A 20736-nucleotide genomic window follows, 5' to 3' on the forward strand; every position below is an offset into this window, starting at 1 on the left:
GTCTAGAGCTTCTTCATGTCTTTGACGAGCGCAGAAGCGGTCGCGGCTGGAACGCCGATCGATTCGAGATAGCGCACGTTCTCCATCGATCCGCCCCCGGATCGTACGACGACCCACGAACCCTTTTGTTTGACGATCGCTTCGCCTTTGCCGCCGGGATCGCCGGTATCCCAGCGCGTGAGAATCCACACGCCTTCTTGCGACATCGGGCCGACGATAATCACCGGAACGTGCATGCGTGCCTGCATCACCGAAACGATCGTCGCGTGCGTCGCCTCGGATGGGATTTTGGCAACGGCTAACCCCGTCGTGCCGATACACAACGCGAGAATTGCGACAGCTTTCTTCAATATACGCCTGCCCTTCGACTTCGTTTATCCTGAGCGTAGCACACGAAGTGTGCGAAGTCGAAGGGCTCAGGATGACAGTATCAGGATGACACTAGGGGTGGTGGTTCGGTGAGCGGTGGCGGAGGGAGTTCGGACGTTTGGGGCGGTTTCTTCTTTTTGCGTTCGGTCCAGTTGACGACTAGGACATAAAGCACGGGTACGATCGCCAAGTTCATGACGGTCGAGACGAGCATGCCGCCCAGAACGGCGGTGCCGAGCGAAATGCGCGACTGCGCTCCGTCCCCGTGTGCGAAGGCGAGCGGCAAAATGCCTAGGATGAAGGCGATCGACGTCATGAGAATCGGCCGCAGGCGCGTCGCCGCGGCGTGCGTGACCGCATCGATCGTATCGCGTCCTTCCTCGCGAAGTTGATTCGCGAACTCGACGATAAGAATCGCGTTCTTCGCGGCCAGACCGACGAGCATGATATACCCGATCTGCGCGTAGACGTCGCTCGTGGTGATGTAGATCGGAACCGGATGTCCCGCGAGTTTACTGTGAATCAGGAACGTTACGACGCCGGCCCAAAAGCGCAGGAAGATCGCGCCGACCGCGCCCAACAGCGCCAGCGGCACCGCGAGCATGATGACGAACGGCGTCGTCAAGCTCTCGTATTGCGCGACTAGAATCAAGAACACGAAGAGCAGGCCCATAGCGAAGATGGCGATCGTCTGTGGCCCGCTCGACACTTGCTCGCGCGCGATGCCGCTCCACGCGTACGACATGCCGAAGGGCAAGTTCTCCTTCGCCAATCGCATCATCGTACCGAGCGCGTTACCCGAACTGGAATCGGCCGACGGCTGACCGTCTATTTCGATCGCATTGTATTCGTTGAAACGCATGATCGTCACGTAAGCGTTGACGTTCTGCAGCTTCAAGAACTGCGACGCCGGCATCATGGCGCCGGCCGAGTTGGCGACGTAGACGCGCGAGAGCGACTGCATCGTCGCGCGATCCTTAGCGCGTGCCTGAACGACCACGTTGTACGACCGGCTTCCGTAGTCGAAGAAGTTCACGAACGTCGAGCCGGTGCTCGCGTTGAGCGTTTGGAAAAAGCTCGACGGCGAGATGCCGAACTGCTGCGCCTTCGCACGATCGAAGTTCGCCTGCAGGTACGGACCGCTGAAGATCGTCGGGTAACGCATCGCTTCGAGCTTGGGATCCGCGGCGGCTTTCGCAAGAATCGTTCCGGCAACCTTACTGAGTTTATCCAAGCCGAGATTGTTGACGTCCTCGATCTCAAACGCGAATCCGCCCGTCGAGCCTAAACCCGGAATCGGCGGCGGATTGGCCGGAAGCGCCGTCACGCCGGGCATTTTCATGAATTCCATATACAGTTGGTATTGCAGATAGACCGCGCTGCTTTCGATGCCCGCACGTTCTTTCATGGGCTTGAGCGTGACGAAGAGCGTTGCTTGATTCGAACCGTTGTTAGCTAACCCAAAGCCGATGCCCGACGTTACCGCCTCCACTTGCGGAAGATGGAGCATATAGCTTTCCATCTTCTTGACGACGGCGGTCGTCTGATCCATCGACGACTGAATCGGCAGCGACACGATGACGAAGAGCAAGCTCTGATCTTCCTCGGGTATGAAGCCCTGCGGCGTAACGACGAAGAGAGCTCCGACGAGCACCAGTCCGCCAAGGAAGATCATGACCATCGTTCGGGCGTGCGCGATGAATCTCGGCACGAGGCCTTCGTACGACGCGGTCAACGCGGCGAGCTTCTTGTTGAACCATTCGAGAAAGACGTTCTTGGTCGGTTCTTCGCCGTGCACCCATTGGTAGGTGAGCACCGGGGCGAGCGTCATTGCCGTAAAGAGCGAAATTCCGATTGACGCGGCAATCGTGAGCGCGAACTGGCGATACAGTTGGCCGGTCGTTCCCGGCAGGAACGAAACCGGAATGAAGACCGCCATCAAAACCAGCGACGTCGCGATCACGGCACCGCCGATCTCCCTCATTGCCCGCGCGGTTGCCTCGAACGGACTGCTCTTGTCGTCGACGATGTGCCGGACGATATTTTCCAGCACCACGATTGCGTCGTCCACGACGAGACCCGTAGCCAAGGTCAAGCCGAAGAGCGTCAGCGTGTTGATGCTGAAGCCGAGTATTTGGAAGATCGTAAACGTTCCGATCAGCGAAACCGGGATCGTGATCGACGGAATGAGGACGCTGTGCCAGTTCTGCAAGAACAGGAAGATGACGAGCACGACCAACAGGATCGCGATGAAGAGCGTGACGACGACCTCTTCGATCGACGACTTCACGAACTCCGACGTGTCGAAGGCGATCTCGTAGCCGTAGCCGGCCGGAAACTGTTTGGCCAAGCTCGCCATGGTCGCGCGCACGTTCTTGGAAATCTGCAGCGAGTTGGCCGTCGGCTGTCCTTGGATCGCCAAAACGACTGCGGTCCGGCCGTCGAAGCGCGCCGACGTGATATAGTTCTGCGCGCCGAGCTCGACCTCGGCAACGTCGCCGAGCCGCACGTACCCGCCGTTTGGCTGCACGGCGACGACGATCTTCTTAAACTCTTCGGGCGAGGTCAGCCGGCCGTCGACTTTGATGGGAATTTGGAACGGTTGCGAGCCGGTCGTCGGCGGCTGGCCGATCGCGCCGGGTGCGACGTCGGCATTATTTGCTTGAATCGCGTTGACGATGGTGGAGAGGGAGACTCCGTTGGCTTGCAGCTTGTGGGGATCGACCCAAATGCGCATGCCGTACGTGCGATCGCCGAGCACCGAGACGGCACCGACTCCGGGGATACGCTTGAGCTCCTCGATGACGTTAACGTCGGCGTAGTTGCTGACGTCGATATCGGACACTGCAGAGCTCGTCGACGTCATCGCGACGGCGATCGTGATATTGCCGGAGCTCTTCTGCACCGTGACGCCGTAGCTTTGCACCGCTTGCGGCAGCTGCGCGAGCGTCAGATCGACGCCGTGCTGAACGTTGACTTGATCGATCGTCGGATCGGTTCCCAGCGCAAAGGTGCAGACGATCGTCGCCGTTCCGTTGGCGCTCGAGTACGACTGCATGTACTGCATGCCGTCGGCGCCGTTGATGTTGATCTCGAGCGGCGACGTGACCGAACGCACGACCGACTGTGCGTCCGCGCCCGGATACTGCGCCGTCACGGTTACCGTCGGCGGCGCAATCTGGGGATACTGCGAGATGGGCAGCGTGGGCAGCGTGATCGCGCCGGCAAGCAGCACGATGAAACTCATCACGGCTGCAAAAAGCGGCCGCTTTAAAAAGAATTCGATCACCGAGCCATCACCTCGGTAGCCATTTCGTGAGGATACCTTGTTCCCGTGTCCGCCCCCTCTGCTCGTCAGCGTAAAGTCCAGGCGAAGGCGTTCCACGTCGGCAAGAACGCGTTGGGCGCAAAACCGCGCAGCTGCGACCGGTACGCATAGAGGTACCTGGCATTGAAAAGGTACACGATCGGCACGTCGCTCGCCGCGATTCGCGCGATCTGCCCGTAGAGACGCTTACGTTCCGCTCGGTCGGTCGCCGCCAGCGCCTGCTGCTCGAGCGCGTCGACCCGCGCGTTGCACCAACGCATGTAGTTTGACGGCCCGTTGCAAGCCAGCACCGCCGAATCGTCGGGATCCGCGCCCATGGTCCAGGGGACATAGGCCATGTCGAAGCCGCCGCTTGCCAGCACTCCGGTACGAGGCAGGAAGAGTTGTGCGTTGCTCACGGATTTGACGTTCACGCCGACGCCGCGATCGTGCAGCTCTGCTTGCACCGCCGTCGCGACGCGCACGCCCGTCATGGATTCGGGAAACTGCACGTAGACCAACGCAAGCGCGGCGCCGTCTTTGTGCCGCATCCCGTCGGCACCGCGACGCCAGCCGGCGAGATCGAACAGCGCGTCGGCGGCGCGCGGATCGTACGCGGGTTCTTTGACGGCCGGGTCGTACGCCCATGAAAACTGCGGCGTGATTTGATCGGTTACCGGATAGACGCCCAGCGTGATTTTCTTGGAGATCGCCTCGCGATCGATCGACATCGCGATCGCGCGCCGAACGCGCACGTCGTCGAGCGGAGGGTGCGCCGTATTGAGCGCCAATCCGGCGACCACCGACGTCGGCACGCTGACGAAGTTCAACCCCGCTTTTCCGCGCAACACCGCCAGCTGCACCGGCGCAATCAAGTTCCAATCGAGCTCGCCGGATCGTAAAAGCAGCAGATTCGTCGACGGCTCCGGCACGATGCGGACGTCGAGTCGGTCAACGGCGGGCCGGCCGCGCCAGTACAGCGGGTTGGACGCGTACGCGAGCCCTTCGCCGCGCACCCAGCGGACGAACCGGAACGGCCCGTCGCCGACGCTCGGCTTTTCGTTAAATTCGCTGCGCGCGAGCGGTCCTTGTGCGGCGAGCACGTGCTTGGGCAAAACGAACTGCGGCGAGAAGCCGTACGAAAAATACGTCATCACCGCGGGCGCCCAGGCTTTGCGCAAATGAAAGACTACGGTATACGCGTCCGGCGCGTAAGCGCGGTCGATCAAATCGTATCCCTCGTGCGAGCGAACCGGGTTTTGCGGATCCAAAATCGCGCGCAAAGTGAACAGCACGTCTTCGCTGGTAACGGGGCGTCCGTCGCCCCATCGCACGCCCCGCCGTAACCGGTAGACGATCGTTCGCCCGTCGGCCGTCAGGCCGCCGTTAGCCGTCGTCGGAATTTCGGAGAGCAGCGCCGGAACGGGATGCCCGGCAGCGTCGAGGTCGATGAATGGCTCGAACGACAGACGGGCAACCTGCTGCTCGACCGAGGCGGCGTCGGGGTGGACGAACAGCGGATTGAGGGTCTGCGGGTCGGCCGCGAGGGCGAATCGTACGCCTCCGACCGGGGGGCCGCTACCCTGCCCGTGGCTGCAGCCGGCCGCGAGGAGGGCTGCCAGGATTGCAAATCTCCCAACAAGCCCCCTTGCGCCGAATAAATCGTTGGTGCTATTATTGCCTGACCGAAGATTGTTCGGCAAATCCGCCTCCCTAGCGAATATGGTATTAGCAACCGAAGAACTCGACGAGCTTGATATCCGGCTCCTTGACGCGTTGCAGCGCAACGCCCGGTCCACCTTTGCCGAGCTCGGTTCGGTCGTCGGGCTCAAGGCCCCGGCCGTCCACGACCGCGTCAAACGGCTCGAGCAGCGCGGCTACATCCAGCGCTACTCGGTACAGCTCGACGCGAAGCGTTTGGGGCTCAACCTCACCGCGTTCGTGAGCTGCTATACCGCGCCGGACTGCAAGTACGACGAGTTCACGCGAGCGTTGGGCGAGATGCCGGAAGTGTGCGAGGTGCACTCGGTCGCGGGCGAAGAGACGTTCCTCTGTAAGGTCGTCACGCGGTCCACGCAACACCTCGACGATCTGCTCGCGCGGCTCAAAGCGATGCCGGGCATGGCGCGCACGCGGACCACGATCGTTCTCACCACGCCTTTCGATCGCGGAGGAGTCACCATTCAATCATGAGCGCCGTTTCGCAACGTAAGGCCCATCCGCTGGGCACGCACCGCGTGCTCGAACCGGCGGGCGCCATGCCGCAGAGCGCGTGGAAGATCGACAACACGCCGGAGCCGCACGAAAACGAGATTCTGTGCGACGTCGAGACGCTCAACATCGACTCCGCGTCATTCAAGCAGATCGCCGATGCGTGCGGCGGCGACGCGGCGCGCATCGCCGAGCACATCGTGGGGATCGTGAACCAGCGCGGCAAACAGCACAACCCCGTCACCGGCAGCGGCGGCATGTTTATCGGTTCCGTCGCCCGGATCGGCGATGCGCTGCGCGAAGCGATCGCACTCGAACCGGGCGATCGCATCGCGTCGCTGGTATCGCTCTCGCTGACGCCGCTGCACATCGAAGAGATCGTGCGCGTCGACGTAGCGACCGGCCGCGTCTGGATCCGCGGTAAGGCGATTCTGTTCCAGAGCGGCATTTGGGCGAAGCTGCCTTCCGATATCGACGAGAACGTCGCGCTCGCCGTGCTCGACGTCGCCGGCGCGCCCGCGCAAGTCAGGCGCCTGTGCAAACCGGGGCAAACCGTCGTCGTCATCGGCGCGGGCGGAAAGAGCGGCATGCTCTCGTGCGCCGAAGCCCGTCGTCAAGTCGGCCCGGACGGCCACGTGATCGGCGTCGTACCGCATCCGGAATCGGAATCGGCGCAGCTCATTTTGAGCGACCACCTCGTCGACACGCTGGTCAAGGCCGATGCGCGCGACACGCTCGAGCTGAGCGAGAAGGTCGCCGAGGTCGTGCCGGAGCTCGCCGACGTCACGATCAACTGCGTGAACGTGCCGGCGACCGAGATGGCGTCGATTCTCTGCACGAAGGACGACGGTATCGTCTACTTCTTTTCGATGTCGACGTCGTTTACGGCCGCCGCGCTCGGTGCCGAAGGCGTCGGACGCGACGTCACGATGATCATCGGCAACGGCTACGCCAAGGATCACGCCCAAACGGCGCTGCAGACGCTGCGCGACCACCCGCACCTTCACGATTATTTCAACGCCAAATACGCAAAGAAACACTAGAGGAAGAGCCATGAGCGAGACCATCACCATCAATCACGTCAAGCCGCCCGCGCCGCCCGAGCAGTTCGAGTACAAGAACCTCAAGCAGGGCGAGTTTTGGCGCCACATTCCCGCGTATAAGGACGTCGACGAAGCGACCTTCCTCGATCATCTCTGGCAGCAGAAGAACGCCGTGAAAACGGCAGACGAGCTGCTGGCGGCAATCAAGGACGTGTGCTCGCCGGAGTTTTACGCCGATGCGGAAGCGGGTTTCAAGGCCGCGCCGATGGCCGTGCGCGTTTCCCCGTACGCGATCTCGCTCATCGACTGGAACGATCCGGTCAACGATCCGATTCGGCGGCAGTTCGTTCCGCTGGCCTCGACCCTGCTACCCGATCATCCGCGGCTTACTTTGGACTCGCTGCACGAACAAGGCGATTCGCCGGTTCCCGGTCTCGTGCACCGCTACGTCGACAAGGCGCTGTTCTTGCCGCTCAACACGTGCCCGGTGTACTGCCGGTTCTGCACGCGCAGCTACGCGATCGGCCCCGACACCGACAACGTCGATAAGGTCGCGCTGGCGAAGACGCCCAAGCAATGGGAGGAAGCGTTCCAATACATCGCGGAGCGTCCCGAGCTCGAAGACATCGTGATCTCCGGCGGCGACATGTATCAAATGTCGCCCAAGAATCTCGAAGTCATCGGCAACCGTCTGCTCGACATCCCGCACGTTCGCCGCATGCGTTTTGCGACCAAAGGCCCGGCGATCATGCCGATGAAGATTCTCACGCATCCCGAGTGGCTCGACGCGATCACCGACGTGGTCGAGCGTGGCCGCAAGATCGGCAAGGAAGTCGTGCTCCACACGCACTTCAACGCTCCCGAAGAGATCACGTGGATCACCGAAAAGGCGATGCGCGTGCTCTTCGAGCGCGGCATCTTCACGCGCAACCAGTCCGTGCTGATTCGCGGCGTCAACGACACGCGCCATCGCATGCAGCTACTCGTGAAGCGCCTCGGTCATCTCAACGTGCACCCGTACTACGTGTACATGCACGACATGGTCAAAGGCGTCGAAGAGCTGCGCACGACGATCTGGACCGCGACCGACACCGAGAAGTTCGTACGCGGCAGCACCGCCGGCTTCAACACGCCGACGTTCGTGTGCGACGCGCCCGGCGGCGGCGGCAAACGCGACGTGCACTCCTACGAGTACTACGATCGCGAAAACGGTATCGCGGTGTACGCTGCGCCCAGCGTCAAGCCCGGCAAAGCCTTCCTGTACTTCGATCCGATCGACAAGCTGTCGGCCGACGCGCAAGCGCGCTGGGCCGTGCGCGAGATTCAGGATCAGATGATCCACGAAGCGGTGAAAAAGGCCGGCGTCGGCGACGAGCAACTCGTGCTCGCATAGTGTCATCCTGAGCGTAGCTTCCGCGTGAGCGGAAGCGAGTCGAAGGGCGGGGTCACGCCGAAGGGCGTAGCCCCGTTTTTCTTTGTATGATTGCACCGATCGCATGGCAAGGCATCGAACTCGGCGCGCCGGTCGCGGCGTTGCGCGAGCGGCTCGGAGACCCGTCGCGCGTGTTGACCGCCGACGACCATCCCGAGTTCCAAGTGCGCCGCTATTGGATCGCCGGCGCCGACAGCACGTTCGTTCTCGTGATTTCCCGCCGGGGGTATATCGAGGCCGTACACGTCTTTACGACGGCGCCGCCGGTACAAGCCCTGGCCGGGGCCGCTCCGGATCCGTCGGGCGTTCGTCTGGGCGACACCCTCGACGACGTCAAAACCAAACATTCCGACTTTACGAGCGACACCGCAGACGACGGCGCGGTCCGGCTATCGGGGCGAGCTTCGCAGGCTCCGGGCGTCGTCGTTACCTATGAGTTTGCCGGCGGCAAGGTGCGCAGTTTTCAATGGACGATACCGGTGACCGCGACCGGCGCGGCAGCAGTTCCGGCCGAGCCGTCAGGCGATTCGGCGACGACGGCGATTCTCGACGTACAAGGCAACGAGTTTACCGGCGTCCGCTGGGAGTACATGTACGTCGCTTTTCATCCGTGCGACGAGCATACGTCGTGGAAGCCGCAGCAGCAAGCGCTACTCCACGCGAACGGGCGCAGCTACGACCGGCTTCACGTCGTCTGCCCGACGACCAAAGCCGAGCGCGACTTCTACTTCGACATCACGTCGTATTTCGGAAAGACGTAAGCGGCCGCCAAATGGGCACGTTCCACGGTACTTGGTTGAGGACGGTCGAAACCGACGATTTTCTTTTTACCTGGACGCGTTTCGAATCCGCTGGAACCCTTTCGCCGCACGCTCACGATCGTCCGTATGCGTCCGTGGTCGTGCACGGATCTTATACCGAACTGCACGATCTCTCGCCGCGGTGGTGCACGCCGGGAACCGCGATCGTACACGAAGCGGGAGAAGTCCACGCCGATCATTTCCACGACCCCTGCATCGTGCTCAACGCGGAATCGCGACGTGGCGACGTAGCCGGCGACGTCATAGCAGCCGGCTTACTGCAATTCGCGCCGGTCTTTTCGATCGTCGCGAGCAAGGATCGCAACGGTCTCGACGATTTGCCCGTCTGGCTTCGAGAGACGTGCGCGTTTCTAACCGGCGAAAGCCGAGCGACGCCGGGGCGAGCGGCGGCACTTGCCGGAAAGCACCCCGCCGATTTCAGCCGGGCGTTTCGCAAGTACGTCGGTCTGACCCCGGGTGAGTTCCAGCGTGGCGCTCGCATTCGGCGTGCCGTCGAGCTAATGATGACGTCGCCTACCAAGCTCGCGCAGGTCGCTCAAGAATGCGGCTTTAGCGATCAGAGCCACTTCACGCATGCGTTCGTGCGTGAAGCCGGGATGCCGCCGCGAAGCTTCGCCGCCGCCTTCGCCCGCTAAAATTTCACAAGACGAGATAGGGACGTCTCGGGATGATTGAATCGTGCTGACGCAACCGTGCGATCCCGTGGCCATTTATCAGCAAGCGTTCGTGGCCGCCGGCGGAGCCCGCTGGCATGCCATCCGGCAAATCGCGGCAGACGGTTCGGTCTCCCAAGACGCCCAGACCGGCAGCATTCACGTCGTCGTCGATACGAAAACCGGACGAAGCGTGCGCATGGACGACGTTGGCGGCCGCACGACCGTTTACGTCAACGACGGGAAGGTCGTGTGGTACCGCGATTTTTCGGGCGGCGTTCACCCGCTCGACTCGCGCAACGCAGAAATGGCAGCCGTCACCGCCGCCTACATCGCGCGTCAGGCATATTTCGATCCTGCCCCCGGCGCGACGATGCGCTGTCTTGGCCGCACCATCGTTGGCGGCGCTAGCGCCGACGTTATCGCCGTGACGCCTAAGGGCGGCCTGGAGTTCCAGCAGGACGTCGACTCGGTGTCACACCTCATCGTACGGACGATACGGCAGACTCCGACCGATACGCTCTACACAGATTGGTCCGATTTTCGCACGGTCTCCGGGGTCGCGCTACCATTTTCGATCGCCGAACGATCGGCTTCCGGCGACGCGGAGACGCAACGAATCCGGCGATACGCGCTATCGCCCACGCTCGACGCGAAGTTCGCGCGTCCGGCGGCGTTGCCCAACGCCGGATTCGCCGGTGAGGCTCGTCAAACGACGATTCCGCTCCGCGTCGAACGCGGCGATGCCGTAATCGAAGCGTTCGTCAACGGACGAGGTCCGCTGCCGTTTCTGCTCGACACGGGCGGTCACTTCATTCTCACTCTCCAAACCGCGCGGAAGCTGGGATTAACCCTTTCGGGAGCGGGCGCGTCGGGCGGCGGCGGTTCCGGTCGCGCGCAGACGTCGTACGCATTGGTCGACGATTTGCAGATTGGAACGGCGTACCTGAGGCGTCAACCGGTCGTCGTCATCGACTACGACAACGACTTCTCCGATCGCGGAAAGCGCGTTCCCCTTGCCGGCATCCTGGGACTCGAGGTATTCGAGCGATTTGCCACGACGCTGGATTACGGTTCGCGGTCGCTCACGCTGACGGATTTCTCCGCGTTTGCGCCGCCGGCGGGCGCGGCGTGCCTGCCGATCTCGTTTCAAGAAGACATGCCGCTCGGCAATGCGGCCGTCGACGGGGTCGAGGGTTTGTTCGGCATCGATACCGGCAACTCGGGAACGCCGATTCTGTTTGGACCGTTTTTGCAGCGGACCGGGCTCTTACGATTCTATGGAGCCGGAAAGGCTACCGTTGGTCATGGGACCGGTGGTGCGGTGAGCATGCTGTCCCAAACGCTGCGCAAAATGAGCTTCGACAGTCTTACCTTCTCCAAACTGCCCGTAACGTTCGTCGTCGGACAGCGAGGCGGCTCGTTCTCTTCCACGACGGAGGCCGGGAACATTGGATACTTCGTTCTCTCCCACTTCGTTCCGACGTTCGACTACGGGCGAGGAGTGCTCTACCTGCAGCGCGCCTCTCACGTCCCGCTCCCGGTCTATAATCGAGCCGGTTTGACTCTCGAAAAGAGCGCGCACGACGTCATCGCCGTGGACGGCGTTACGCCCAATGGTCCGGCGGCGCAAGCCGGTATGCGGCCGGGGGACGAAATCCTCGCGATCGACGGCGTTGCGGCATCGGATTTGGGCGTCGGCGATATCTATGCGATCGTGCGGGGTGGCGCCGGGACGGTGCTGCGGCTAACCGTTCGCCGAAAGAACGTTACGTGGAAAACCAGCGTAACGTTAAGGATCCTTCATCCGGCACCGACCGTCGGGCGTACGGAAGCACGAACGCCCATCGCGTTTCGCTCGACGTGCGCGACTGCTCCATTTCGAATCTAATCGGGAAGCTTTAGCACGGTAGGAAAAACCGCCGGTACGCAAAACGCGCACTCCTATGATTGCGCTACTGGCTGCCGCGGCGTTGAGCGCGGCGCAGATTCACACGATCGAAACTTCCGTTCGGCAGAGCATGGCCGCCCGCCAAATCCCCTCAGTGGTCGTACGCGTCGACGTCGACGGAACGAACGTTTACTCTAAGGCGTTCGGGTATCGCGACGTCGCCAATCGCGCTGCAGCCGACGATCGGACCCGCTATCAGTACGGATCGATTACCAAGCAGTTCACTGCCGCCGCGGTTCTCGCGCTGCAAGACGATGGTAAACTTTCGATCGACGATCGTATCGGTAAGTGGCTGCCGGCATTTGCGAAGTTTCCCGTTACGATTCGGCAGCTGTTGATTCACACCGGCGCCGTTGCCGATTTCACCGAGCATCCGTGGTATCTAAAGGAATATTTCACGAACCCGTTCGTCAACTACGAGCCGCTGCTGAAGTGGTCGGCCTCACAGCCGCTGGAATTTGCGCCGGGCAGCAAGGCGCAGTACGACAACGCCGGTTACGTCATTCTCGCGCGTATCGTTGAAAAGGCAAGCGGCAAAACATTCTTCGACTACCTCAAGGATCGTTTTTTTTCGCCGCTGGGCATGACGAGCGTCGCACCGCAAACGTTCTTTCGCATCGAACCCGACACGGCAAACGGGTATATGTTCGCGGCAATTCCTGAACTCCAAACGATCGGCCTAAAATCCAAGAGCGAACTATTTCCCGCCATTGCGTGGAATCTCGAGCAGGCCGACGGCGCGGGCTTTCTCGTCGGTGACGCGGCCGATTTGCAGAAGTGGGATGACGCTTTGCTCGGGCATCGGGTTTTCACCGGCGCCGCAGAGAAGCTCTTCTACACGGCCGGACGGCTCGGCAATGGAAAGCCGGCCTACACCGGTCCCGAAAACCCCGCCCGTCGTCCGGCCGAATACTGCTACGGCGGCGTGGCGAAGTTCACCGGCGCCGGCTATGAGGCTTACGGCGCCAACGGCGGCACGCCGGGGTTCTTGGCATTTACCGCGACGATTCCGGCCCAGCACATCGCGCTAACGATCCTCACCAATCACGGCGCCGATCTCGACAATAGCAAGCTCACAAACCCCGTTCTCGCGGCTCTCGTTACGAAATAACCGCGTCCAACGAGACCGGGACCGCTCGGACCGCGACCGGTGCCGCAGGGCGCAGCGTGACCGACGGCAGCGTCGGTACTTCAACAGCCGTGTCCATTTCGAACCGGAAGCGCCGCGCAAGCGCGAGCAGGACGATCGACGCTTCCATCCATGCGAACTCCTCGCCGATGCAGCGACGCGCGCCGGCGCCGAACGGAACGAACGCAAACGGCGCCGGCGGCGCGCCGAGCCAGCGATCGGGATCGAAGCGCAGCGGATCGGGAAACAGGTCGGCGCGAACGTGCAGTAGTTTCGGTGAGATGAAGACGGTCGTGTTCGCCGGCACGAAGCTTCCGCCGGCCAGCGTCATGTCGCCGATCGACTCGCGTCCGAGCAACCATGCCGGCGGATACAGCCGAAGCGTTTCGTGCACGACGCGCGTAACGAAGCCGCGGTCGCCGTCCTCGGCCGCGACGCGCAGGCGTTTCTCCACGTCCGGATTGCGCGCGAGCAAATAAAACGTCCACGTCAGCAAGTTCGCCGTCGTTTCGTGTCCGGCCATGAACAGCGTCATCACCTCGTCGCGAACCTGCTCGTCGGTGAAGCGATAGCCCGTCTCGGCATCGCCGGCCGCCAGCAGCATCGACAGCGCGTCGGCGCCCTCACTTTCGCGGCGCTTGCGCGCGATTAAATCGTAGATCACGCGATCGAGCGTCGCGCGGGCGTGGTTGAAACGGCGCGTTGAGGGCAGCGGCAGACGCTGACGAATCTGCCCGAACGGCAGCAAGCTATAAGGAAATGCCTCCATCATGAGCCGCAAGGCCTCACTCACCTCGCGGGTGGACGCGCCTTCGTCGCTTCCAAAGAGGGTCGTGCTCGCGATGCGCAAGGTCAGCTCGGTCATCGCGGCGTGCATATCGAAGCGGTCGTCCGGGCAAATCTTCGCGGCGAAGTCCGCGGCCAGACGCTCCATCTCTCGCGCGTATCCGGCGATCCGCTCGTGATGAAACGCAGGCTGCACGATGCGCCGCATCTTGCGGTGCTGCGGCTCCTCGCTCGTCAGCAGCCCTTCGCCCAGCAAATACTTGAGGGCTCGCGTGCCCATCGACTTCACGAAAGCGTGCTGCTGCGTCACCAGCACGTCTTTGATCGCTACGGGGTCGTTGATGAAGACGTAGCTTCGCCACGGCAGGGCAAACGCGACCGTGTCGCCGTAGCGCCGCGTCATTTCGTCTAAAAATGGGACGAAGCGCGGGAACGGGTTGGGTGCGAGCTTGCGCAGCGTCTCGAGCCGGCCGGGTCCCGGGATGGGCGTGCCTATTGACCTCATTTGCTACAACTGTACTCGTGAACCACGCTGCTGTCGAAGCGCCGGCGATCCGGGCGGGCACGTTGGAGGAACTCGATCGCTACGCCGACTTTTGGATGGCGATGTTCGAGGAAGTCGGCAACTACACCGAATCCGATTTCGCGCGCGACTGGCGCGCGCGATTCCGGCAATACCTCGCATGCCGTATCGAAGCCGGTGAGGCGCGCTTCTTCGTCGCGGTCGACGACGGCGAGATCGTCGGCACTGCCGGCGCGCTGATCGCCGACGGCTATCCTTACGTGGTTCACGGAATCAAACGCGGATACATCTTCGGCGTGCGCGTCGACCCCGAGCAGCGCGGCCGCGGAATCGCCACCCGGCTCACGCAAGAGGCCGTCGCTTTCCTGCGCGATCTCGGCTGCGAGCGCGTTCGCCTGCACGCGTCGCGGTTCGGCCGCCGGGCGTACGAGCGCCTCGGGTTCGTGCCGACCAACGAGATGGAGCTGCTCTAACCACCGGCGAGCTTGACCTTTTTCCCCTGCGCCGCGAACCATGCTACGATGCGCTCGCGGTGGTCGCCCTGAATTTCCACGACGCCGTTCTTCGACGTTCCACCAGTACCGCAGTGGCGTTTGAGCTGCTTTGCGATCTCGTCGATCTCGCGCGGATCGAGTCCCGTTACCACGCTCATGGTTCCGGCACGTCGCCGCTCGCGCATGATGCGGATGATGCCGTCGTCGGGAACGCGTCGCGTGGTGGCCACGCCACGCGCTTCGGGAGGCGCGCGCGAATCAACTGCCCAACCGCCACGCGATGAAACCGCGCATCTGCATCTTCTGCGGGAGTAGCCCAGGGCACGATGGTTCGTACCTTTCGATGGCCGCGGCGACGGCGATCGTGCGCGCGGGTTTCGGCGTCGTTTACGGCGGCGGCCGCATCGGCCTCATGGGCGCGGTCGCCGACGCTGCGCTGGCCGCCGGGGGCGATGTCGTCGGCGTGATTCCTCAAGCGCTGTCGAACGTTGAGGTCGAACATCCCGGCCTGTCGGCGCTCCACGTCGTCGGCAGCATGCACGAACGCAAGGCGTTGATGGCGAGCTCGAGCGTTGGATTCATCGCGCTGCCCGGCGGGTTCGGCACGATGGACGAGTTCTGCGAGATCCTGAGCTGGCGCCAACTGGCGATTCACGACAAGCCCATCGGCCTGCTCAACCACGCCGGCTATTACGACCGGCTCCTCGGCATGTTCGACGACATGGTGGATCGAGGGTTCCTCACCCCGGCGCATCGGACGCTCTTCGCCGACGCACCGTCGATCGACGGGCTTCTGGCGAGGATGTTCCCATGACACCACTTAAAGCGGTTACCCACGTGGGACATTGACGCAGAGCGATGTAACCGCCTAAGATAGTTACGTGGCGGACTGGTTTAGCATCGGCTTTGCGGCGCTTCCGATCGAGACCGGAGCGCAGCTCGCGGGCGCCCTCGTCGACTTGGACGTACTGTCGGTGCTCCCGGCCGTGCGGCCCGAAGAGCTCGTATCGGCGACGACCTTGCGCGACGCGCTTGCGCGTTCGCTGGCGGCCGCGGCATCCGGCGACCGGCTCGCGCCTCGCGATCTCGAGACGCTCAACAGTTACGCGGCCGACGAGCCGCCCATCGTGGCGCTCTCCCCGCATGGCGAGTTGCTGCGAATCGCGACCGAACCCGTGCGTTGCGCGCTCGCGGCGATCGCGCGCGACGGGATCGGCGTCATCGCGCGCCGCGCGCGCGATTTACGGCGCTGCGACGGGTGCGACGCATATTTTCTCGACGACTCTCGGGGACGGCGCCGGCGCTGGTGCTCGATGGAGCGATGCGGGAATCGTGCGAAGGTTGCCGGCTATCGCGCGCGTCGGCGATAGCGCCCTACGCGTTACGGCGTTTTTCAATCACCCGCTTAACGACGGCCATTGCGTTGAGTGCCCGGGGAAATCCCACATAGGGTATCAACGTCATCACCGCTTCGACGATCTCGGACTCGGTCAACCCGACGTTGAACGCACCGTGAACGTGCGTTTCGAGTTGACGATCGCATCCGCCCATCGTCGCTAACGAAGCGATGGCAATCAGCTCCTTGTGACGGAGGTCCCCCTCACGCGCGTAGATCTCGCCGAATGCAAACTCGACGAGGTACCGCGTAAAGTCGGGCGCGACGGATTCGTACTCGCGCAGTAAATTGTCGGCGACTCTATCGCCGTCGACTTTTCGTAAGAGCCGTTCGCCGCGCTCGCGCGCGCTTTCGCTCACTCCGACAGCGCCAGCCCGAGGATGCGTTCCTGTTCCACGGCGTGTTGGCCGGCATAGCCTTCCGACGGGCTCGCGCGGTAACCGCGGCCGATGTATTCGATGTCGAAGCCGTCGCGTTTGCTTTCCAGCAGCCGGCGCCGCACGAACGCGCGCGCCCCCATGTTCTTGGGCTCTTCCTGAACCCAGACGATCTTCTTGAGATTCGGATAGTTTCCGATCACGCGGTTGATATCGGTCGCCGGGAGCGGCGCGAGCAGTTCGATACGCGCGATGGCCGATTTCTTCAACTTACCGGCACCCTCGTGCGCGACGAGGTCGTGATAGATCTTGCCGCTGCAGAGAATGAGCCGTTCGATGCTGTTGCGATCGAGCTGCCGAGGATCGTCGATAACCGGCATGAACGTGCCGCGGGCCATTTCGTCGAGCGATCCGGACGCGGTCTCGGCTCGCAGCAGCGACTTGGGCGTCATCACGACCAGCGGAACGGCAATCGGCGATCGCGCCTGCATGCGCAGCAGGTGGTAGTAGTTGGCCGCCGTCGAGGGATAGGCAACGCGCAAGTTGCCTTCGGCCACGAGCTGCAGAAAACGCTCGAGACGCGCGCTGGAGTGCTCGGGGCCGCCGCCTTCATAGCCGTGCGGAAGCAGCAAGGTCAGACGTGACGTCTGTCCCCACTTCGCTTGGCCCGCGGCGATGAACTGATCGACGATGATCTGCGCGCCGTTGAAGAAGTCGCCGTACTGTGCCTCCCAGAGAACCAGCGCGTTGGTCTCTTCGGTCGAGTAGCCGTACTCGAAGCCCATGCACGCGTATTCCGATAGCGGACTGTTGTGGATCTCGAACGACGCCTGTCCGCTGGAAAGATGCTGCAGCGGAATCCACGTGTTTCCGCTGGACGGATCGTGCAACACGGCGTGGCGGTGGCTGAACGTGCCGCGCTCGGTGTCCTGTCCGGTGAGACGAATCGGCGTGCCGGCGGTGAGCAGCGACGCGAAGGATAGCGCTTCCGCGGTTCCCCAATCGACGATCCCCTTCTCGCCAATCGTACCCTTGCGGCGTTCGAACTGCGTGAGCAGTTTTTTACTCGGTCCGAAGCTTTCGGGAACGGCCGCGATCGCTTCGCTCCAGGTAACCAGCTGCGCGCGATCGACCGGCGCGAGTGCGGTACCGTCGAAGGTATTGCTGCCCGACATTTTGCGGCCGTGCAGGTGCGCCGCCAACACGCCCTTGACCGCCTTGCGTGCCTCCTGCAAACGCTCCATCGCGGCGTCGATCATCGCCTGCGACTGTTCTTGCGTGAGCACTCCCTGATTGATGAGTTTGTTGGCAAAGAGCTCGCGCACGGTCGGATGGCTCTTGATCTTCTCGGCCATATGCGGCTGCGTGTACGCCGGTTCGTCTTGTTCGTTATGACCGAAACGGCGGTAGCCGATGAGATCGATGAGCACGTCCCGGCTGAACGCGCGGCGGTAATCGATGGCCAAGTGCACGGCCGCAATACACCCGTCGACGTCGTCGGCGTTGACGTGCACGATCGGCACGTCGAAGCCTTTTGCCAAGTCGGACGCATAGCGCGTCGACCGCGCGTCGAAGGCGTCGGTCGTAAACCCGATCTGATTGTTGGCGATCAGGTGAACGGTGCCGCCGGTTTCGTAGCCCGGCAGCGATTGTAAATTGAACACTTCGGAAACGATGCCCTGGCCGATGAATGCGGCGTCGCCATGGATGAGAATCGGCACCGCACGTTTGCGTTCGAACGACGGCACGCCGTGGCTGTGGTCGGTTTGCAGCGCGCGCGCGCTCCCCTCGACGACCGGATCGACGGCTTCGAGATGGCTGGGATTGTGTGCCAAGGTGACCGCGATGCGCTTGCCTTTGGCGGTAACGAAGTCGCCCTTCGCGCCGTGATGGTATTTAACGTCGCCCATCACGTCGTCGTCGCCGAGCTGGCCTTTATACTGTCCGGCTTCGAACTCGGTCATAACTTCTTCGTACGGCATGTCGACGACGTGTGCGATCACGTTGAGCCGTCCGCGATGCGCCATGCCGATCACGGCGTTGTCGACGCCGTCGTCGGCAAGCATGTCGAGCATCTCTTGCAGCATCGGAACCATGACGTCGAGACCCTCGCCCGAGAACGTCTTCTGGCCCATGAACGCCTTGCGCACGTAACGGTCGAAGGCTTCGACGCGCGTGAGCCGCTGCAGAAACTCGATTTGCCGTTCCGGCGAAAACTTGATCCGATTCTTGCCCGTCTCGATGTAATCGCGCAGCCACACGCGCTGCGTGGCGTTCGAAATGTGCTCGATCTCGTAGGCGATCGTCGAGCTGTACGTTTCTTTGAGGTGCGGCAGCACCTCGGCGAGCGTGTTGCCCGGAAGCTTCACGCGTAAGACGCTGGCCGGAATCGCACTCTGCAGCGCCGGCGTCAAGCCGTACGTCTGCGGTTCGAGCGAAGAATCGCCGACCGGTTCGGTGCCGAGCGGATCGAGATTAGCGGCTAAGTGGCCGAAGCGCCGGTACGCCGAAACGATCGCCATGCCGGCCGCGACCGCGCGCAGCATTTCGTCCGAAGGCGCAGCGGCAGGCGCGCCCGACGCCGCGGCGGCGCCGGCGGCAACGGTGACTTGCACGACGGCAGCGGCTTGTAAACCCAACGACGCAAACACCGATTCGTAGAAACCGTCTTTGCCCTGCAGAAGCTCGTCGACGCGCCGCAGATACTCGCCGGATTGAGCGCCTTGAACGACGCGGTGATCGTAGGTGCTCGTCATCTGCATCACGCGCGACACGCCGAGCAGCTTGAGCGATTGCTCGTTCGCGCTGGCAAAGCCGGGGGGATAGCCGATCGCTCCCGCGGCGATGATCGCGCCTTGTCCGGCCATCAAGCGCGGCACCGACGCGACGGTACCGATGCCGCCGGGGTTGGTGAGCGTAAACGACGCGCCTTGCAGATCGTCGGCGGTGAGTTTGTTGTCGCGCGCCTTGACGACCAGCTCTTCGTACTTCAGGCGGAACGATGCGAAGTCCAGATCGTCGGCGTTCTTGATGACGGGAACCACCAGGAAGCGCGATCCGTCTTTACGCTCGGCGTCGACCGCCAATCCTAAATGCACGCCCGGCTCGACGCGCTGCGGCGAACCGCCTTCGTCGCGCCGGAACGAGTTCGTGATCGCCGGAATATCGTGCGCCGCGCGCACCAGCGCGTAGGCGATGATGTGCGTGAACGAAACTTTTTCGTTGCGTCCCGCAGCCTTGATCGCGCCGTTGAGCTCCTTGCGGCGCGCGTCGAGCACGTCGACGAGGAGGGTGCGGAAGCTCGTCGCGGTTGGAATCGTGAGGCTCTGCTCCATGTAGCTGGCCAAGGTCGCGACCGGACCTTTGAGCGGCGTCAGCTTCGCACCGGCCGGTACCGGCGGCAGCGGCAACGCGGCGCTCGCGGAAACGGCCGGCGCGCGGCGCTTCGCCTGCTGGGCTTGATCGAGCACGTCGCCGCGCAGAATCAATCCGTTGGGTCCCGATCCGCGCACGAGCGCGAGATCGACGTCGAGCCGTTTTGCCATGCGACGCGCGGGTTGATCCGCCACGAAATTTTCGGAGCGTTGGGTTGCGCCCTTCGACTCCGCGCCTGCGGCGCTACGCTCAGGACTGCGCTCGCTTCGCGAGCTTGGCGGTAAGGAAGTTGAAATTGCGTTCGCATCGATTTCCGCCAGCTTTGCGCCGACGGTAACCGTGTCGCCGGGAGCGACGAGCACGTTGACGATCGCGCCGCTCGCGGGAGCCGGAATTTCGACGTCGACTTTGTCGGTCGTCACGTCTAGCAGCGTTTCGCCTTCCTGCACGTAGTCGCCGGCGCGTTTGCGCAACTCGACGACCGAACCTTCGGTCACCGACTCACCCATTTCGGGGAGCGTTACTTCGACGATGCGCGGCGGCCCGGCGGGCGCGGGCGCCGCGGCCGGAGGTGCGACGGCAGCCGCTTTCCCGTTGCCGTTTCGCGCGGTGTCGATGTGCGCGAGTGCCGATCCCACCGCAACCGTATCGCCTTCGTTGACGAGAATCTGCGTGATGACTCCCGACGCAGTCGCGGGAACTTCCACGTCGACCTTATCGGTGGTGACGTCGACCAATGCGTCGCCCTCGGCGACGAAATCGCCGACTTTCTTACGCCATTCGACGATGGAGCCTTCAGTGACCGACTCACCCATTTCGGGCAGCGTCACGGTCACGGTCCCTGCCAGTTCTTCCAAGACACCTCATTT

The 20736-nt window shown here is 62.8% G+C and carries 17 protein-coding genes; 10 read left to right on the plus strand and 7 right to left on the minus strand.

Annotated features, from left to right (window positions below; translation table 11 throughout):
* Positions 1 to 2: 2 nt before the first annotated feature.
* The 3 genes from VGG89_10535 to VGG89_10545 all read right to left on the minus strand — a co-directional run bounded on the left by VGG89_10535 (position 3) and on the right by VGG89_10545 (position 5379).
* On the minus strand, positions 3 to 350 hold the full coding sequence (locus VGG89_10535) for a hypothetical protein (protein HEY1976974.1): 348 nt from the start codon (positions 348 to 350) through the stop codon (positions 3 to 5).
* A gap of 80 nt (positions 351 to 430) precedes the next feature.
* Positions 431 to 3658, minus strand: a complete 3228-nt coding sequence (locus VGG89_10540; GenBank protein ID HEY1976975.1) for an efflux RND transporter permease subunit — start codon at positions 3656 to 3658, stop codon at positions 431 to 433.
* A 65-nt stretch (positions 3659 to 3723) separates the two neighbouring features.
* Positions 3724 to 5379 carry a peptide ABC transporter substrate-binding protein gene (locus VGG89_10545; protein HEY1976976.1) on the minus strand — a complete coding sequence of 552 codons (1656 nt, stop codon included), beginning with the start codon at positions 5377 to 5379 and terminating at the stop codon, positions 3724 to 3726.
* Positions 5380 to 5398: 19 nt separating this feature from the next.
* Here VGG89_10545 and VGG89_10550 point away from each other — a divergent pair, with 19 nt between their 5' ends.
* The 7 genes from VGG89_10550 to VGG89_10580 all read left to right on the plus strand — a co-directional run bounded on the left by VGG89_10550 (position 5399) and on the right by VGG89_10580 (position 12898).
* Positions 5399 to 5869 carry an Lrp/AsnC family transcriptional regulator gene (locus VGG89_10550; GenBank protein HEY1976977.1) on the plus strand — a complete coding sequence of 157 codons (471 nt, stop codon included), beginning with the start codon at positions 5399 to 5401 and terminating at the stop codon, positions 5867 to 5869.
* Positions 5866 to 6930 (plus strand): L-erythro-3,5-diaminohexanoate dehydrogenase, encoded by a 1065-nt coding sequence (locus VGG89_10555; protein ID HEY1976978.1) that lies wholly within the window; start codon positions 5866 to 5868, stop codon positions 6928 to 6930. Before VGG89_10550 ends, VGG89_10555 begins: the two co-directional genes overlap by 4 nt.
* 10 nt (positions 6931 to 6940) lie before the next feature.
* Positions 6941 to 8323 (plus strand): KamA family radical SAM protein, encoded by a 1383-nt coding sequence (locus VGG89_10560; protein ID HEY1976979.1) that lies wholly within the window; start codon positions 6941 to 6943, stop codon positions 8321 to 8323.
* Positions 8324 to 8409: 86 nt separating this feature from the next.
* Positions 8410 to 9123 carry a hypothetical protein gene (locus VGG89_10565; protein ID HEY1976980.1) on the plus strand — a complete coding sequence of 238 codons (714 nt, stop codon included), beginning with the start codon at positions 8410 to 8412 and terminating at the stop codon, positions 9121 to 9123.
* Positions 9124 to 9158: 35 nt separating this feature from the next.
* Positions 9159 to 9818 carry a helix-turn-helix transcriptional regulator gene (locus tag VGG89_10570; GenBank protein ID HEY1976981.1) on the plus strand — a complete coding sequence of 220 codons (660 nt, stop codon included), beginning with the start codon at positions 9159 to 9161 and terminating at the stop codon, positions 9816 to 9818.
* A gap of 43 nt (positions 9819 to 9861) precedes the next feature.
* The gene (locus VGG89_10575; GenBank protein ID HEY1976982.1) at positions 9862 to 11727 is read left to right on the plus strand and encodes an aspartyl protease family protein; all 1866 of its coding nucleotides are present in this window, start codon (positions 9862 to 9864) and stop codon (positions 11725 to 11727) included.
* 55 nt (positions 11728 to 11782) lie between these two features.
* Positions 11783 to 12898 carry a serine hydrolase domain-containing protein gene (locus tag VGG89_10580; protein ID HEY1976983.1) on the plus strand — a complete coding sequence of 372 codons (1116 nt, stop codon included), beginning with the start codon at positions 11783 to 11785 and terminating at the stop codon, positions 12896 to 12898.
* On the opposite strand, the gene VGG89_10585 is transcribed toward VGG89_10580, so the two are convergent.
* The gene (locus VGG89_10585; GenBank protein HEY1976984.1) at positions 12888 to 14207 is read right to left on the minus strand and encodes a cytochrome P450; all 1320 of its coding nucleotides are present in this window, start codon (positions 14205 to 14207) and stop codon (positions 12888 to 12890) included. The genes VGG89_10580 and VGG89_10585 overlap by 11 nt on opposite strands.
* A gap of 17 nt (positions 14208 to 14224) precedes the next feature.
* On the opposite strand from VGG89_10585, the gene VGG89_10590 reads away from it, so the two are divergent.
* Positions 14225 to 14698, plus strand: a complete 474-nt coding sequence (locus tag VGG89_10590) for a GNAT family N-acetyltransferase (GenBank protein ID HEY1976985.1) — start codon at positions 14225 to 14227, stop codon at positions 14696 to 14698.
* Here VGG89_10590 and VGG89_10595 read toward each other — a convergent pair.
* On the minus strand, positions 14695 to 14949 hold the full coding sequence (locus VGG89_10595) for a hypothetical protein (GenBank protein HEY1976986.1): 255 nt from the start codon (positions 14947 to 14949) through the stop codon (positions 14695 to 14697). The genes VGG89_10590 and VGG89_10595 overlap by 4 nt on opposite strands.
* A 50-nt stretch (positions 14950 to 14999) precedes the next feature.
* On the opposite strand from VGG89_10595, the gene VGG89_10600 reads away from it, so the two are divergent.
* Positions 15000 to 15533 carry a TIGR00730 family Rossman fold protein gene (locus VGG89_10600; GenBank protein ID HEY1976987.1) on the plus strand — a complete coding sequence of 178 codons (534 nt, stop codon included), beginning with the start codon at positions 15000 to 15002 and terminating at the stop codon, positions 15531 to 15533.
* A 67-nt stretch (positions 15534 to 15600) separates the two neighbouring features.
* Entirely contained in the window at positions 15601 to 16089 is a 489-nt protein-coding gene (locus VGG89_10605; GenBank protein ID HEY1976988.1) for a CGNR zinc finger domain-containing protein, read from the plus strand.
* Between the two features lie 4 nt (positions 16090 to 16093).
* On the opposite strand, the gene VGG89_10610 is transcribed toward VGG89_10605, so the two are convergent.
* Both VGG89_10610 and VGG89_10615 read right to left on the minus strand, forming a co-directional pair.
* Positions 16094 to 16474 (minus strand): carboxymuconolactone decarboxylase family protein, encoded by a 381-nt coding sequence (locus VGG89_10610; protein ID HEY1976989.1) that lies wholly within the window; start codon positions 16472 to 16474, stop codon positions 16094 to 16096.
* Complete coding sequence (locus VGG89_10615) at positions 16471 to 20724, minus strand: multifunctional oxoglutarate decarboxylase/oxoglutarate dehydrogenase thiamine pyrophosphate-binding subunit/dihydrolipoyllysine-residue succinyltransferase subunit (GenBank protein HEY1976990.1); 4254 nt, start codon at positions 20722 to 20724, stop codon at positions 16471 to 16473. Before VGG89_10615 ends, VGG89_10610 begins: the two co-directional genes overlap by 4 nt.
* Positions 20725 to 20736: the final 12 nt, after the last annotated feature.

The organism is Candidatus Baltobacteraceae bacterium (assembly GCA_036488875.1).
In the GTDB taxonomy this organism is placed as follows: domain Bacteria; phylum Vulcanimicrobiota; class Vulcanimicrobiia; order Vulcanimicrobiales; family Vulcanimicrobiaceae; genus JAFAHZ01.

Excerpts from the sequence above, each read along its gene's own strand:
- VGG89_10555 (HEY1976978.1), top strand. The coding sequence starts at position 5,866 with ATGAGCGCCGTTTCGCAACGTAAGGCCCATCCGCTGGGCACGCACCGC.
- VGG89_10585 (HEY1976984.1), bottom strand. The coding sequence starts at position 14,207 with ATGAGGTCAATAGGCACGCCCATCCCGGGACCCGGCCGGCTCGAGACG.
- VGG89_10580 (HEY1976983.1), top strand. The coding sequence starts at position 11,783 with ATGATTGCGCTACTGGCTGCCGCGGCGTTGAGCGCGGCGCAGATTCAC.
- VGG89_10560 (HEY1976979.1), top strand. The coding sequence starts at position 6,941 with ATGAGCGAGACCATCACCATCAATCACGTCAAGCCGCCCGCGCCGCCC.
- VGG89_10550 (HEY1976977.1), top strand. The coding sequence starts at position 5,399 with ATGGTATTAGCAACCGAAGAACTCGACGAGCTTGATATCCGGCTCCTT.
- VGG89_10600 (HEY1976987.1), top strand. The coding sequence starts at position 15,000 with ATGAAACCGCGCATCTGCATCTTCTGCGGGAGTAGCCCAGGGCACGAT.
- VGG89_10565 (HEY1976980.1), top strand. The coding sequence starts at position 8,410 with ATGATTGCACCGATCGCATGGCAAGGCATCGAACTCGGCGCGCCGGTC.